General features: G+C 72.8%; 14 protein-coding genes. 8 read left to right on the top strand and 6 right to left on the bottom strand.

The annotated features are described in order from the left end of the window. Position 1: 1 nt before the first annotated feature. Both ABZU53_RS04610 and ABZU53_RS04605 read right to left on the bottom strand, forming a co-directional pair. Positions 2-2,395 (bottom strand): phosphoketolase family protein, encoded by a 2,394-nt coding sequence (locus ABZU53_RS04610; protein ID WP_355063845.1) that lies wholly within the window; start codon positions 2,393-2,395, stop codon positions 2-4. A gap of 67 nt (positions 2,396-2,462) precedes the next feature. Beyond that, positions 2,463-3,323: a universal stress protein gene (locus ABZU53_RS04605; protein ID WP_354855424.1), complete on the bottom strand. Its 861-nt coding sequence runs from the start codon at positions 3,321-3,323 to the stop codon at positions 2,463-2,465. Positions 3,324-3,515: 192 nt separating this feature from the next. Between ABZU53_RS04605 and ABZU53_RS04600 the strand changes: the two genes are divergently transcribed. The 7 genes from ABZU53_RS04600 to ABZU53_RS04570 all read left to right on the top strand — a co-directional run bounded on the left by ABZU53_RS04600 (position 3,516) and on the right by ABZU53_RS04570 (position 9,956). Beyond that, the gene (locus tag ABZU53_RS04600) at positions 3,516-3,752 is read left to right on the top strand and encodes an HTH domain-containing protein (RefSeq protein WP_007457155.1); all 237 of its coding nucleotides are present in this window, start codon (positions 3,516-3,518) and stop codon (positions 3,750-3,752) included. Next, complete coding sequence (locus ABZU53_RS04595; RefSeq protein ID WP_355064041.1) at positions 3,752-4,330, top strand: Clp protease N-terminal domain-containing protein; 579 nt, start codon at positions 3,752-3,754, stop codon at positions 4,328-4,330. Before ABZU53_RS04600 ends, ABZU53_RS04595 begins: the two co-directional genes overlap by 1 nt. 93 nt (positions 4,331-4,423) lie before the next feature. Then, a complete protein-coding gene (locus tag ABZU53_RS04590) occupies positions 4,424-5,428 on the top strand; it encodes a diacylglycerol kinase family protein (protein WP_355063843.1) in 1,005 nt (334 codons plus the stop codon). Continuing rightward, entirely contained in the window at positions 5,421-6,422 is a 1,002-nt protein-coding gene (locus ABZU53_RS04585) for a YihY/virulence factor BrkB family protein (protein ID WP_355063842.1), read from the top strand. Before ABZU53_RS04590 ends, ABZU53_RS04585 begins: the two co-directional genes overlap by 8 nt. Before the next feature lie 71 nt (positions 6,423-6,493). Beyond that, positions 6,494-7,984, top strand: coding sequence for a phosphatase PAP2 family protein (locus tag ABZU53_RS04580; protein WP_354855421.1), 1,491 nt, complete (start codon positions 6,494-6,496; stop codon positions 7,982-7,984). A gap of 17 nt (positions 7,985-8,001) precedes the next feature. Beyond that, entirely contained in the window at positions 8,002-8,790 is a 789-nt protein-coding gene (locus ABZU53_RS04575; RefSeq protein WP_355063840.1) for an endonuclease/exonuclease/phosphatase family protein, read from the top strand. A 47-nt stretch (positions 8,791-8,837) separates the two neighbouring features. After that, the gene (locus tag ABZU53_RS04570; protein WP_355063838.1) at positions 8,838-9,956 is read left to right on the top strand and encodes a hypothetical protein; all 1,119 of its coding nucleotides are present in this window, start codon (positions 8,838-8,840) and stop codon (positions 9,954-9,956) included. A 132-nt stretch (positions 9,957-10,088) separates the two neighbouring features. Here ABZU53_RS04570 and ABZU53_RS04565 read toward each other — a convergent pair whose 3' ends face one another. Together ABZU53_RS04565 and ABZU53_RS04560 are read right to left on the bottom strand one after the other, a co-directional pair. Next, entirely contained in the window at positions 10,089-10,928 is an 840-nt protein-coding gene (locus ABZU53_RS04565; protein ID WP_354855418.1) for an alpha/beta hydrolase, read from the bottom strand. Continuing rightward, on the bottom strand, positions 10,925-11,887 hold the full coding sequence (locus ABZU53_RS04560; RefSeq protein WP_354855417.1) for a TIGR03557 family F420-dependent LLM class oxidoreductase: 963 nt from the start codon (positions 11,885-11,887) through the stop codon (positions 10,925-10,927). The genes ABZU53_RS04565 and ABZU53_RS04560 overlap by 4 nt, the downstream gene beginning before the upstream one ends. A gap of 377 nt (positions 11,888-12,264) precedes the next feature. Between ABZU53_RS04560 and ABZU53_RS04555 the strand changes: the two genes are divergently transcribed. Further along, a complete protein-coding gene (locus ABZU53_RS04555) occupies positions 12,265-13,656 on the top strand; it encodes a cellulase family glycosylhydrolase (RefSeq protein WP_355063836.1) in 1,392 nt (463 codons plus the stop codon). 53 nt (positions 13,657-13,709) lie between these two features. Here the strand turns inward: ABZU53_RS04555 and ABZU53_RS04550 are convergent, their stop codons facing one another. Together ABZU53_RS04550 and ABZU53_RS04545 are read right to left on the bottom strand one after the other, a co-directional pair. Further along, on the bottom strand, positions 13,710-14,030 hold the full coding sequence (locus tag ABZU53_RS04550) for a multidrug efflux SMR transporter (protein ID WP_355063834.1): 321 nt from the start codon (positions 14,028-14,030) through the stop codon (positions 13,710-13,712). 8 nt (positions 14,031-14,038) lie between these two features. Further along, positions 14,039-15,304 (bottom strand): sigma-70 family RNA polymerase sigma factor, encoded by a 1,266-nt coding sequence (locus ABZU53_RS04545; protein WP_355064039.1) that lies wholly within the window; start codon positions 15,302-15,304, stop codon positions 14,039-14,041.

Raw genomic sequence — 15,304 nt, 5'->3', positions numbered from 1 at the left:
CTCAGGGGTTGGTCGGGTCGGTCTCGCGGACCCAGCGCCACTCAGCGACCCGGGGGTCGTCCTCGCCGTGTTCGCGGGTGTAGTCGCGGGCGGCCTGCCGGGCGTCGACCATGTCCTGGCGCAGGTGCGCGGCGCGGGCGCCGAGGCCGGGCACCCGGTCGATGACGTCGATGACCAGGTGGAAGCGGTCCAGGTCGTTGAGCATCACCATGTCGAACGGGGTGGTGGTGGTGCCCTCCTCCTTGTAGCCGCGCACGTGCAGGTTGCCATGGTTGGAGCGGCGGTAGGTCAGCCGGTGGATCAGCCACGGGTAGCCGTGGTAGGCGAAGATGACGGGCCGGTCCGCGGTGAAGATGGTGTCGAACTCCTTGTCGGGCAGGCCGTGCGGGTGTTCGGTGTCCGGCTGCAGGCGCATCAGGTCGACCACGTTGACCAGCCGCACCTTCAGCTCCGGCAGGTGCTCGCGCAGCAGCTCGGTGGCGGCCAGCGTCTCCAGGGTGGGCACGTCACCGCAGCAGGCCAGGATGACGTCCGGCTCGCTGCCGCCGTCGTTGCTGGCCCACTCCCAGATGCCCAGGCCACGCCGGGTGTGCTGGATCGCCTCCGTCATCGTCAACCAGTTCGGCGCGGCCTGCTTGCCGGCCACCACCACGTTGATGTAGTGCCGGCTGCGCAGGCAGTGGTCCATCGTGGCGAGCAGCGTGTTGGCGTCCGGCGGCAGGTAGACCCGCACCACCTCGGCCTTCTTGTTGACCACGTGGTCGATGAAGCCGGGGTCCTGGTGCGAGAAACCGTTGTGGTCCTGCCGCCACACGTGACTGGACAGTAGGTAGTTCAGCGAGGCGAGGGGCTGCCGCCAGGGGATCGCCCGGGTCACCTTCAGCCACTTGGCGTGCTGGTTGACCATCGAGTCGACGATGTGGATGAACGCCTCGTAGCTGGTGAACACGCCGTGCCGGCCGGTCAGCAGGTAACCCTCCAGCCAGCCCTGGCACAGGTGCTCGGAGAGCACCTCCATGACCCGGCCGTCGGGGGAGAGGTGGTCGTCGCCGGGGACCGTGCCGGCGATCCAGGCCCGGTCGGTCACCTCGAAGGCGGCGCCCAACCGGTTGGACGCGACCTCGTCCGGGCCGAACAGTCGGAACGTCTGCGGGTTGGCGGTGATCACGTCGCGGATCCACGGGCCGAGCACCCCGGTCGCGCCGGCCATCGGCTGGCCCGGCTCCCGGACGTCCAGGCCGTAGTCGCGGAAGTTGGGCAGGGTCAGGTCGCGCAGGACCACTCCGCCGTTGGTGACCGGGTTGGCGCTCATCCGTCGGTCACCGCGTGGCGGCAGCGTGCGCAGCTCGTCGACCGGAGCGCCGGTGGCGTCGAACAGCTCCTCCGGCCGGTAGCTGCGCAGCCAGTGCTCCAGTTCGGCCAGGTGGGCGGGGTTGTCGCGGACGCCCGACAGTGGCACCTGGTGTGCGCGGTACGTGCCCTCCACCTGGGTGCCGTCGACCTCGCGCGGGCCCGTCCAGCCCTTCGGCGTCTGCAGCACGATCATCGGCCAGCGGGGGCGTTCGACGACACCGCCGGAACGGGCCCGCCGCTGGATCTCGGCGATCTCGTCCAGCGCCCGGTCCATCGTCGCGGCGAGCGTGCGGTGCACCACTGCCGGGTCGTCGCCGGACACCACGTACGGCTGGTAGCCCGAACCCCGCATGATGTCGAGCAGATCGGACTCGGGGATCCGGGACAGCACGGCCGGGTTGGCGATCTTGTAGCCGTTGAGGTGCAGGATGGGCAGCACCGCGCCGTCGCGGGCCGGATTCAAAAAGACGCTGGAGAGCCAGCTGCCGGCCAGCGGCCCGGTCTCCGCCTCACCGTCGCCGACCACACAGGCCACCACGAGGTCCGGGTGGTCGAACGCGGCGCCGTAGGCGTGGCTCAGGGCGTACCCGAGCTCGCCGCCCTCGTGGATCGAGCCCGGCACGTCCGCCGCGACGTGGCTGGGAATGCCGCCGGGGAAGGAGAACTGCCGGAACAGCCGGGCCATCCCGGCCTCGTCGCGCGCCACGTCGTGGTAGCGCTCCGACCAGGTGCCCTCCAGCCAGGTGTTGGCCACGATGGCCGGGCCGCCGTGGCCGGGGCCGGTGACCAGCATCGCGTTCAGGTCGCGGGCGACGATCACCCGGTTGAGGTGCGCGTAGATCAGGTTGAGTCCGGGGCTGGTGCCCCAGTGTCCGAGCAGCCGTGGCTTGATGTCGTCGGGGGTCAGCGGCTCGCGCAGCAGGGGGTTGCCCAGCAGGTAGATCTGCCCGACGGTGAGGTAGTTCGCGGCACGCCAGTAGGCGTCCAGCCGGCGCAGCTCCTCGTCGGTGAGTGCGCGCTGCACGTCGAGAGCGATGTCCATGGTGCTGCCTCTCGCGGGTAGGGGGCGGGTGTCCGGCGTCCAGCCTCGCCGCCGCCGACGCGGCCGGTCAGGGCCGTTGGTCCCGGGTCGGGCGGGCGTCGGGCTCGGTGAGCGGCATCTCGGCCAGGCCGCGTACGACGACCACCGGGGCGGGGGAGTGGTAGAGCAGGGACTGGGCGACCGCGCCGAGCATGGCTCGTCCCGGTTCGTCGCCCCGGGCGGCGACCACCGCCAGCTGGGCCGACCGGGACGTGTCGACGAGCACCTGCCCGGGGTCGCCGCGGGCGACCCGGCACTCGGTGGGCACCCCGCTGTGGCGGTCGGTGTGGCGGGCCAGGGCCTCGCTGAGCTGCTCGGCGACCGCGTGGGTGTCCTCGTTGCTCTCCGCCACCCGCAGCGCCACGAGGCGGGCGTCGCGCCTGCGTGCGCAGTCCACGGCCCACCGCAGGGCGAGGTGTGAGCTGGGCGAGCCGTCCACCCCGACCAGGACCGGGCCCTGCGGCGGCGGTTCGCGGCGGACCACCAGCAGCGGGCAGTTGGCTCGCGCGGCCAACTGCACGGCGGACGTCTCGGCCGGGACGCACTGGCCGCTGCCGGCCATTCCGCTGTCGCCGACCGCCAGCAGGAAGGCCGTCTCGGACCGGCGGATGAGGGTGGGAAGCAGGCCGCTCTCGACGATCTCGGCGCGTACGGTCAGACCGGGTTCGACCTGGTGGGCGAGCTGGGCGGCCCGGGTGATCAGGTTCTCGGCCTCGTTCCGCGGCGCGGCGACGGTCGCCGCCTCGAAGGCCGCGTGCCAGTCGAAGGTGTGCACGACGTGCAGCGGTCGGCCGTGCCCGGCGGCCTCCTGCGCGGCCTGCTCCACGACCGGAAGGTCACCGTCCGAGCCGAGGCCGACCAGCACCTCCGCGTCGGCGGATACCGCCATCCGATATCACCTCCCGGGCGTCGCGCCCGGCACGACCGCGCTGTCTCCTGACTGAGGGTAGTCGGGTGGACGCGGCGGCGGGCCGGTTCGGGCCGCACCGACGGGCCTGCGGTGGTCCGCGCATCGGGGGGCGACGCGACCGGACGTCAACAAAGGTTGACAGCGGTGGTGGTGTCAACGTATGTTGACGGCATGAGTCAGGCGACGGAACTCGCGGCGGCAGCCGGCAGCACCGACCCCCGGGTCGGGCTGCGCGCCGTCCGCGCGCTGCGCCGGCTGCTCGAGCGACTCGAGGTGGTCCAGGTGGACAACGCCCGTCGACAGGGCTGGTCCTGGCAGGAGATCGCCGACGCGCTCGAGGTCAGCCGGCAGGCGGTGCACAAGAAACACGCTGGGCGACCGGCGGTCAACTCATCCTGGGAGGCGTGATGTTCGAACGGTTCACCGAGCGGGCGCGCGGCGTGGTGCGGCAGGCGCTGGAGGAGGCGCGGGCCGAGGGTCAGCGGCCGGTCGGCACCGAGCACCTGCTGCTCGCCCTGCTCGCCGACGAGGCCGGCCTGGCCAGCCGGGTGCTCACCGACGCCGGGGTGCGCGCCGACGACCTGCGCGAGCGGGTCCGGCGGCACACCAGCGGCGGAGGCGCTGGCCTCGGCGACGCGGACGCGGCGGCGCTGCGCGAGATCGGCATCGACCTAGCCGCCATCGTGGCCCGCGTCGAGCAGTCCTTCGGCCCCGACGCGCTGCGCGAGGCCGTCCCGGCGCCGCGCCGCCGCTGGCGGCGTCGACGCTACCTCGGCGGGCCGTTCTCGCCCCGGTCGAAGAAGGCGCTGGAGCTGTCGCTGCGCGAGGCGTTGCGGCTGCGTCACAAGCACATCGGCACCGAGCACATCCTGCTCGGGGTGCTGCGCGAGGGCCAGGGGCTGGGCGCGCTGGTGCTCACCGAAGCGGGCGTCGACCTCGACGATCTGCGCCGACGGGTGGAGACCGCGCTGCGGACGGCGGCGTGACGCACGCGTACGCGTTGAAACCTGTCTGTGGCACTTCCGACGCCGGCCGGTCATCGGGTCGCTGAAGGCGGCCCGGTGCTGCACACTTGCGCCGTGGATGCTGGACAGGACAGGCGCCCCTCGGGTGGCGACGGCGGGCTGCGCTCCGCCGTGGTGGTGAACCCGGCCAAGGTTGACGATCTCGACGAGCTGCGCCGTACCGTGAACGACGCCCTGAGCGCCGCCGGCTGGCCCGAGCCGCAGTGGTTCGAGACCACCGTCGACGATCCCGGCCGCGGCCAGACCGAGCAGGCCGTCAAGGCCGGCGTCGACCTGGTCTTCGCCTGCGGCGGCGACGGCACAGTGATGTCCTGCGTCAGCGGGCTCGTCGGCACCGACGTGGCCCTCGCCGTGCTGCCGCAGGGCACCGGCAACCTGCTCGCCGCCAACCTCGGCCTCTCCACCGACCTCGCGGCGGGGCTCCAGGTCGCCGTCGAACGCGGCCGGCGGCTGCTCGACGTCGGCGCGGTGGAGGACCAGTACTTCACCGTCATGGCCGGCATGGGCTTCGACGCCCAGATGCTCGCCGCCACCAACGAGACCACCAAGGCCCGCATCGGCTGGCCGGCGTACGTCATGGGCGCTGCCCGGCACCTGCGGGACCGGCCGATGCGGGTGCAGATCCGCATCGACGACCGCCCGCCGGTGCGCCGCCGGGCCCGCTCGGTGCTGATCGCCAACGTCGGCCGGCTCCAGGGCGGGGTCCGCCTGCTCACCGAGGCCGAGCCGGACGACGGCTGGCTCGACGTCGCCGTGCTCACCCCGCGCAACCTGCGGCACTGGCTGGCCCTCGGCTGGGCGGTGATCCGCCGCAGCGGCCAGGTGCCGCAGATGGAGGTCTTCCGCGGCCGGACGGTGGTGGTCAGCAGCGACCGGGCGCAGCCGCGGGAGCTCGACGGCGACCTCATCGCCCCCGGTCGGCGGCTGCACGCCGAGATCCGACCGCAGGCGCTCTGGCTCTGCGTCCCGCAACCCGAGGACGCCCCCGACCTGGCCGTCGACGCGCAGGGCGCCGGGGAGCGGGGCGAGCAGCTGATCGAGGAAGCGCGCCGTGAGTAGCACCCGGATCGTGCCGGAGACCCGGCTGATGGCCAACGAGGAGCTGTCGGCCGACGACGCCTGGCACACACTGCGCCGCAAGGGCGGCTGGCACCTGCTGCGCGACGCGTTCATCCGGTTCCGCTACGGCGACGGGTTCAGCCACTCCCGCGCCTTCGCGTTGCAGCTCTGCCTCGCCGTGGTGCCGTTCCTGATCGCCCTCACCGGTCTGATCAGCAAGCTGGGTGTCGAGGAGGGCGGCCAGGTGGTCGCCGACACCGTGCTGGCGCTCACCCCGGGCCAGAGCGCGCAGGTGGTCGGCGAGCTGCTCGGCGAGGGCGAACGCGTCGAGGACGCCGGTGAGCTGGCGCTCACCCTCGGTCTGCTCACCGGGCTGGTCGCGCTGACCACCACGATGGCCCAGATCGAGCGGGGCGCCAACCGCATCTACGGGGTCGAACGGGATCGCCCGGCCCTGCCGAAATACCTGCGGGCGGCCGTCCTGGCCGTCACCGCCGGCCTGCCCGCGCTGGCCGGCTTCCTGATCCTCGTCGGCGGCGGGGCGATGGGCGACTCGGTACGCAAGCACTACGAGTGGGGCGAGGTCGCCACCGGCGTCTGGGACGTGGTCCGCTTCCCGCTGAGCCTCGGGCTGACCGTGCTCGCCGTGGCCGTGCTGTTCCGGCACGCGCCACGCCGCAACCAACCCGGCCTGTCCTGGCTCTTCTTCGGCGCGGGCATCGCCACGGCCCTGTGGTGGCTGGCCAGCCTGCTGCTCGCCGCGTACGTGCGGTTCAGCGACGGCTTCGGCCAGACCTACGGCGCGCTGACCGGCATGATGGCGCTGCTGCTCTGGGCCAACCTGACCGGCATGGCGCTCTTCGGTGGGCTGGCCTTCGCCGCCCAGCTGGAGGCGCTGCGCATCGGCGTGGAGGAGCCGGCGCAGCCCGACCTGTGGGAGCCCGAGACCGACCGCGCCGAGCTGCTCGACACCGGGGACATGACGGCGCTCTGAGCGGCGCCCGGGTGTACGCCTGACCCGGATCGGGTACAGCGCCTCGCCAGGTACAACAAGGGAGGTGCGGGGTGACCGCGGTCAAAGAGGTGGCTCGACGTCCGATCGGTCACTTCGCCGAACGGAGCATCGCCGGCCTGGTGGCCGTCACCGGTGCCGGCGTGGCTTTCGGGCTGTTGTTGTTGCTCGTGCGGGTGCGGTGGAGCCCGTTGCAGGACGCCGACCACGCGGTCGCCGAGTGGTTCAACTCGCTCGTCGCCCCGCACCACCCGCTGGTCACCGTGCTTCAGGCGGTGACCGACCTGGGCGGCCGGCCGATCCTCATCTGGCTGGTCACCATCGCGGTGGTCGGGCTGCTGATCCGACGGCAGCCCCGGCTGGCCGTCTACCTGATCATCACCGGGGTCGGTGGGCTGATCCTCGACCCGTCGCTCAAGACCCTCGTCGGCCGGCTCCGCCCGGTGGTGGACATCCCGGTCGCCAGCGCACCCGGCAACAGCTTCCCGAGCGGGCACGCGCTGGGCTCGTTCGTCGCGTACGGGGCGCTGCTGCTGGTGTTCCTGCCGGCGATGGCACCGCGCTGGCGCAAGCCCGCGATCGTCGGCGTCGGTGTGCTGGTGGCGCTGATCGGGCTGACCCGGATCGCGCTGGGCGTGCACTTCGTCTCCGACGTGCTGGCCGGCTGGCTGCTCGGCGCCACGTGGCTGGGCGTGACCGCGTACGCCTTCCGGCTGTGGCGGCGCGAGCGCGGCCGGCCGGTGCCGCCGCTGAGCGAGGGGCTGGAGCCGGAGGCCGGGCACGAGATCGCCCCCGCCCCGGCCGAGGAGCACGTGCTGGCGCACCCCCGCTCGGCGGTGGCCGAGCTGCTGGTCGGCTGGGTGCTGGTGTTCGGCGCGCTGTACGGCTTCGGCACGTACGTCAGCTATCACGCCAAGGGCACCTTCTTCGACACCCTCGACACCGAGGTTCCCCGCTGGTTCGCCGCCCGGCACACCGACATGCTGACCGAGGTGAGCTGGTGGTGGAGCAAGTTCGGTGACACCCACGCGATCCTGCTCATCTCGCTGGTGTTCTGCCCGCTGGTGCTCGCGGTGTGGCGGCGGTGGCGGCCCGTGCTGTTCGTGGCGCTGGCGATGGTCGGTGAGCTGACCCTCTTCCTCGCCTCGGCGCGTGCGGTCGACCGGCCACGGCCCCCGGTGGAGAACCTGGACGGGCAGATGCCCACCTCCTCCTTCCCGTCCGGGCACATCGCGGCGACGATCTGCGTCTGGCTGGCGATCACCCTCATCGTGTTCCCGCGTACCGACCGCTGGTGGCGGTGGGTCTTCGTGGCGTTGGCCGTGATCATGCCGGCCGGGGTGGCGACCTCGCGGATGTACCGGGGGATGCACCACCCGACCGACTTCATGGGCGCGATCCTGCTCTCCGCGCTCTGGATCGCGCTGCTCTACCTCGTGATCCGCCCGAACGCCGACCTGACGGAGGGCAACCAGCCGGCCATCGAGTCCGACGACGTGGACACCCTCGACGACGAGCTGGCGCGCGCCGGCCGAGCCGACTGAGCGCTGCCGTGCGGGTGATGACCTGGAACATCCGCACCGGCGGCCGGGACCGCGGTGGCTCCGACCGGCTGGATCAGGTGGTTCAGGTCATCGACCAGCAGAGGCCGGACGTGTTGGCCCTGCAGGAGCTGCGCGGCTTCGACCGGGACGGGTTGATGGCCACGGTGGCGGGCCGGGTGGGGATGACGCCCCACCTGGCCCGGTCCTGCTTCGGGCAGCCGGTGGCGGTGCTGGTCCGGCCGCCGTACCGGGTTCTCGCCGCGGGGGCGCTGCGCCGGCCGTTCCACCACGCCGCCGCCCGCGTCGTGGTGTCCACCTCGGCCGGCCCGCTCACCGTGCTCGGCACCCACCTCTACCCGTACTCCGGCGGACGCCGACGGATGGAGGTCGACTGGCTGGTGGCGGCGCTGCGCCGCGCCCCGGGGCCGCTGACGCTGCTCGCCGGCGACCTCAACTCGCTCGACCCGACGGTCGATCACACCGCTCGCCTGACCGGCCTGAGCGCCATCTACCGGCGACGGCATGTGCGCCGGGGCGGTGGCGCCGTGGACACCCGCGCGATCGCCCGCCTGCTCGCCGCCAACCTCGTCGACCTGTGGCCGTCGTCCAACGTCCGAGCGCCGGAGGCCGACGGTCTCACCGTGCCCACCCGCTTCGGCGGGGCCGAGTTCGCCGGCATGCGGCTGGACTACCTCTTCGGCAGCCGCGCGGTGGCCGAGCGGGTGCATGGCTGCCAGGTGATCCGTGGTGCAACAGCGGACACGGCCTCCGACCACTATCCACTGCTGGCCACCATCGACCTGTGACCGCGCGGGGCCCTGGCCGATGGCGTCGCCGGGCTACCGTGCCCACCGTGACCGACCAACCACCGCTCCCCGCGCCGCCCGCCGACAACCCGGCCGCGCCCCCGGTGATGCTCGCGGCCCGAGCCCCGTCGGCTGTCCGCACGGCGGAGCCGGCCGCCGTCGCGCTCCCGCTGGTCGCGGCCGTCGCGCGCGGTGTCGCGCTGGTCTTCGTGCTGCCGGTACGCCTGCTCTGGGAGCTGATCGCGGCTGCCGGCCGGCTGCTGCGCCGGTACCTGCTCACCCCGGTGGGACGGTTCCTGCGCGACTGGCTGGTGGCCCCGTTGGTCTGGGCCCTGGACCGGCTGCTCTGGCGTCCGCTGCTGTGGTGCGCCGACCGTCTACTGTGGCGTCCCCTGCGCTGGGCGGCCCGCAATCTCGTCTGGGTGCCCCTGGTGTGGCTGGCCCGGGGTGTCGCGTGGGTGGCCCGCACTCTCGTGTGGTTGCCACTGGTGTGGTTGGGGCGGGGTGTCGCGTGGGTGGCCCGCACCCTCGTGTGGTTGCCACTGGTGTGGCTGGGGTACGCCCTCGCTTGGACGGTCCGCACGGTGCTCTGGTCGCCGCTGGTGTGGCTGGCCCACCATGGGCTGCGCCCGCCTCTGGTGGCCCTGGGACGCGTGCTGGTCTGGCTCGCCGAGCACCTCATCGTGCGGCCGCTGCGCTGGCTGGGCGCGACGCTCGCCCCCGCCGGACGGCTGCTGTGGCGCGGCGTCGCCGTGCTCGCCGGGGCGTTGGGCACCGCGCTCGTCGCGCTGGCGCGGGGATTCTGGTGGGTCGTGGTCGGCCTGGCGCGGGGAGTCTGGTGGCTCGTCGCGGGGTTCGGCCGGCTGGTCGTGGCCGCGCTGGTGGGAGCGTGGCAGACCGCCGGCTGGCTGCTGCGGTGGGTCTACCGACTGCTGCTGCGCCCGGTCGGGCTGGGGCTGCGCTGGCTGTGGCGGCACACCGTACGTCCGCTGCTGTCGGGCATCCGCTGGGTCTGGTCGGTGACGGTCGTGCCGGCGGCGCGCAGCCTGCGAGCGGTCTGGCGGGCGACCATCACGCCGGCGGCCCGGTGGACCCGCCGCGCGGTGCTCGACCCGGCCCGGGTGGCGTCCCGGGAAGTGCTGAGCGCACTGGGTCTGCGCCGCTGACGACGCCTCAGAGCACGAGGTTGAGCAGCACGGTCAGCACCACCGAGGCCAGGATCGAGAAGAGGATCATCAGGAGGCAGCCCAGGCCACCACCGAGCGGGCGGATCTCTGTGTTACCGAAACGCATGGGTTTTACCTGTCCGTGAGTGCGGGCTGCGGGGTGAGCAGGTGGCGGATCGCGTCGGCGACCGCCGTCGGAGCCGTGGTGGCCACGTTGTGTGCGGCCCGGGGAACGACCACCAGATCGGCGTCCGGGACCAGCCGGGCCACCTGGGTCCGCCAGGCGGCCGGCGCGACGGGATCCCGCGCGCCGGTGACGACAAGCGTCGGCGCCGTGATCCGGACCAGGTCCGCCTCGATCGTGTTGCGGACCGAGTGCGACAACGTCGCCAGGACCCGCCAGGGTCGCGCGTTCCAGACGTCCCGGAGCAGGATCGGCGCCTGCAACGGCGACTCGTGCAGGGTGTCCACCAGCCACCGGCCGAACTGGGCCCGGCGGGACCGGCCGGCCGGGTCGGCGGTCGGCCCGGCCAGCACCAGCGCGCGTACCGCCTCCGGGTGGGTCGCCGCGAGCGCGGCGGCCACCTCGGCGCCGAACGAATGCCCGAGCAGGCAGACCGGCGGCAACCGGTACGCCGCCAGCCAGGCGGCCAGGTGTGCGGCGTGCCGGCGCACGTCGTACGCGCCGTGGGGGTGCGCGGTCAGGCCGAAGCCGGGCAGGTCCGGCACGTACACCGGATGGGTTTGGGCGAGCGCGACGGCCAGCGGGGTGAGGTAGCGGTGCGAGACCGCCAGGCCGTGCACCAGGACCACGGGCGGGTTGCCGGTGCCGGGGTCCGGGCCACGCCGGGTGTGGGTACGCAGCCCGTCGACGAGCCGCCACTCGCTTGTCAAGCCGGCGGCCGGCCGAGGCGCGGCGATGGCGAGCCGCAGCTCGGCCGGCCCGAAGCGGCCGGCGGGCGTCAGCCTCACAGTTGGCGCAGCCGGGGCAGCAGCTGCTCCTGTGCCCAGTCCAGGAACATCGGCTGGCTCTCGCCGCCGACCTGGATGATCGCCACGTGCGTGAAGCCGGCGTCGACGAACTTGCGGAACGCCTCGACGTGCGCGTCCACGTCCGGGCCGCAGGAGATGCCCTCGGCGACGTCCTCCTCGCGCACGAACTGGGTGGCGGCGGCGAAGGCGTCCGGGTCGGGCAGGTCGGCGTTGACCTTCCAACCCATTCCGAACCAGCGGAACTGGTCGTGCACGGTCTTGCGGCACTCGGCCTCGTCCGGGCCGTAGCAGATGGCCACCTGTCCGTAGCGGGGCTGGCCGACGCCACCGGCGTCGTCGTACATCTCGATGATGTGCCGGTCGGGCTCGGTGGAGACGAGGCCGTTGCCGTACTCGGCCGCCAGGGTGGCGGACTGCCGGCCGGAGGCGGCGATGGCCATCGGCACCGGCCGCTCGGGGCGGTCCCAGACGTAGGCGTCGGGCACGTCGAAGTGGTTGCCGGAGAAGGTCAACGTCTCACCGTTGAGCAGCGGCCGGATGATCTGCAGCGCCTCCTCGAACATCTCGTGGCGCTGCTGCACGTGCGGCCAGCCGCCGACGACATGCTCGTTGAGGTTCTCCCCGGCGCCTAGGCCGAGGGTGAACCGCCCGTCCGAGAGCGCCCCGATGGTGCTGGCCTTCTGCGCGACCACGGCCGGGTGGTAGCGGCGGATCGGGCAGGTCACGAAGGACATCAGCTCCGCGCGGGAGGTGGCGTGCGCGACCGCGCCGAGCACCGACCAGGCGTACGGGGAGTGGCCCTGGGCGTCGAGCCAGGGATAGTAGTGATCAGAGATCACCAGTTGGTCGAAGCCGGCCGCCTCGGCCCGCACCGCGTGGTCCACCAGCTGCTTCGGACCGGCCTGCTCGCACATCAGGGTGTAGCCGACGCTCACCATCCGGGTATCTCCTTCTCGCCGACGGTTCGTCCCGAGATACCCAGGTCAGCGGCCGTCAACCCTCTCGTCCGGTTCGGACGGCCGATGCTTGACGGATGCCAGCGACCGGCCTACGGTCGTCTTAACCGGTTAAGACCTACGGTCTGGCGCACATCCTGTGGTGGGGATGATTGCCCCGTGACGGCCCGCTTCCACGCGGGCCGTTACGGCTGTCCGCGTCCCTGACCAGGCTACTGAACCGGTTGCTAGGGCTGATCCATCGCCCTAGGCTGATGCGAGCGTCGCCGGGAGCCGGGCGGCGGCTGTCGGGCTGCAGCCGCCTTCCCCTGTCACGTCCCACCCCTGTCGGGCACCGGGGGTCCTCCCTGAGGAAGGCCATGAAGACTCGACTCTCCGCCGCCGGCTCGGCCCTGCTCGCGTTGCTCCTCGCCGTGCTGGCGTTCAGCCAGCCGGCGCACGCCGCGGCCGGCTTTTCCGTCGCGGGCGGCAAGCTGTACGACGCCAACGGCGCCCAATTCATCATGCGTGGGGTGAACCACGCCCACACCTGGTATCCGCAGCAGACCAGCACGTTCGCGAACGTCAAGGCACTCGGCGCGAACACCGTGCGGGTGGTGCTCGCCAGTGGCGACCGGTGGACCCGCAACACCAACGCCGACGTCGCCAACGTCATCTCGCTGTGCAAGGCCAACCGGCTGATCTGCGTACTGGAGGTGCACGACACCACCGGCTACGGCGAGCAGAGCGGCGCGATCACGCTGGACCGCGCCGTCGACTACTGGCTCAGCCTGAAGGATGTGCTGGTCGGCCAGGAACGGTACGTCATCGTCAACATCGGCAACGAGCCGTACGGCAACCAGAACTACTCCTCGTGGGCCACCGACAACGCCAACGCGATCAAGCGACTGCGGGCCGGTGGGCTGACCCACACGATCATGGTGGACGCCCCGAACTGGGGGCAGGACTGGTCGTTCACCATGCGCGACAACGCCGCCGCGGTCTTCGCGGCGGACCCGGCCCGCAACACGGTCTTCTCCATCCACATGTACGGCGTCTTCGACACCGCCGCCGAGATCACCGACTACCTGGGCCGTTTCCGGGCGGCCGGGCTGCCCATCGTGGTCGGTGAGTTCGGCTTCAACCACTCCGATGGTGACCCGGACGAGGACACCATCCTCGCGTACAGCCAGGCCAACGGGATCGGCTGGCTGGGCTGGTCGTGGAGCGGCAACGGGGGTGGCGTGGAGTACCTCGACATGGCCACCGCGTTCAACCCGGCCAACCTGACCACCTGGGGGCAGCGGGTCTTCAACGGCGCCAACGGCATCCGGCAGACCGCCCGCGAGGCAAGCGTCTTCGGCGGCACCCCGCCGCCGACCACGCCCCCGCCCACGACGCCTCCGCCGACCACGCCTCCGCCGACGACCCCGCCGCCCACCACGCCGCCTCCGACCACTCCACCGCCCGCCGGTGGCTGCACCGCGACGTACACGGTGCTCAACCAGTGGCAGGGTGGCTTCCAGGGCGAGGTGCGGGTGACCGCCGGCACGAGCGCGATCACCGGTTGGACCGCCCGGTGGACCCTCGCCAGCGGTCAGAGCGTCACCCAGGCCTGGAACGCGACGGTGACCAGCAGCGGATCCACGGTGACCGCGCGCAACGTGGACTACAACGGCCGGCTGGCTGCCGGCGCCAGCGCCAGCTTCGGCTTCATCGGCAGCTGGACCGGCACCAACCCCAAGCCGGAGGTGAGCTGCACGGCAAGCTGACCGACGCCAGGTGGCCGGGCCCGCGTCGGGCCCGGCCACCGCGCCGGCCGCGGTCAGTGCTCCCCGGTCAGGTTCACGATGACCACCCCCGCGATGATCAGAGCGATGCCGACGAGCTTGACCGGCCCGACCGACTCGCCCAGGAACACCGCGCCGATCGCCACGATGGCCGCGGTGCCCAGACCCGACCACAGGGCGTACGCGACACCGACCGGTATCTCCTTCACGGCCTGGGCCAGCAGGAGGAACGCCAGCGCGTACCCGGTCAGGCATCCCAGCGTCGGCCAGAGTCGGCTGAATCCGGCGGTGCTCTTGATCAGGCTGGTCGCCAGAACCTCCGCGAGGATGGCGATCCCCAGCAGCACGTACGCCATAGGGTTCCTCAGTCCTCGGTGGTCGGTGGACCGGCGGCGAGCCGGGCGGCCCGCATGGTGAGGTAGCGCTGTTCGGGAAGGCTGCTGGTGCGCGCGGCGGCGGCGCGATAGTCCGCGATCGCCCGCTCCCGGTCGCCGGCCATCTCGTGCAGGTGCGCGCGGGCGGCGGCCAGCCGGTGGTGCCCCGCCAGCCGGGGATCGTCGCCCAGGGCGTCGAGGGCCGTGAGGCCGGCTGTCGGCCCGTGCACCATGGCGGTCGCCACGGCCCGGTTGAGCGCCACCACCGGGGTGCCGGCGAGCCGTTCCAACACCTCGTACAGCGCCAGGATCTGCGGCCAGTCGGTCGCGTCGGTGCTCGGCGCCTCGTCGTGCAGGGCGGCGATGGCGGCCTGCACCTGGTACGGGCCGACCGGGCCGCGCGGCAACGCCCGGGTGATCAGTGCGACGCCCTCGGTGATCGCCGCGGCGTCCCAGCGGCTGCGGTCCTGGTCGGCCAGGGAGATCAACTCTCCGGAGGGGCCGGTGCGCGCCGGGCTGCGCGCCTCGGTGAGCAGCAGCAACGCCAGCAGCCCGGCCGTCTCGCTGTCGTCGGGCAGTCGCGTGTGCAGCGCGCGGGTCAGCCGGATCGCCTCGGCCGCGAGGTCGACGCGGCGCAGGGCCGGGCCGGCGGTGCTGGTGTGCCCCTCGGTGAAGATCAGGTAGAGCACCTGCCGGACGGCGGACAGCCGGTCGGCCCGTTCCGCCTCCTCCGGCATCCGAAACGGCAGCCCGGACGCGCGGATACGCTGCTTGGCGCGGCTGATCCGCTGGGCCATGGTCGCCTCGGGCACCAGGAACGCGCGCGCTATCTCGGCGGTGGTGAGCCCGCCGACCGCGCGCAGGGTCAGCGCGACCGCCGATGCGGGGGCGAGCGCCGGGTGGCAGCACAGGAAGAGCAGCACCAGAGTGTCGTCCCGCGCGGCGGTCAACTCCTCGTCCGCTGCCGGCGCGTACTGCCGGTCGTCAGGATCCCGGCGGGCGACCAGGTCCTCCCGGCGGCGCCGGGCCTGCTCGCCGCGGATCAGCTCGATCATCCGGCGGTAGCCGACCTGGATCAGCCAACCGCGCGGGTTGGCGGGCAACCCGTCGGCCGGCCACTGGGTCGCGGCGGCGAGCAGCGCCTCCTGCACGGCGTCCTCGGCGGTGGCGAAGTCACCGAACCGGCGGGCGAGCACGCCGAGGACCTGCGGCGCCAACTCGCGCAGCAGGTCCTCGATCTGGGGATCGGTGGTCAG

The sequence above is a fragment of the Micromonospora sp. NPDC005194 genome (assembly GCF_040608335.1).
In the GTDB taxonomy this organism is placed as follows: domain Bacteria; phylum Actinomycetota; class Actinomycetes; order Mycobacteriales; family Micromonosporaceae; genus Micromonospora.
This window is presented reverse-complemented; position numbering and strand designations above follow the sequence as displayed.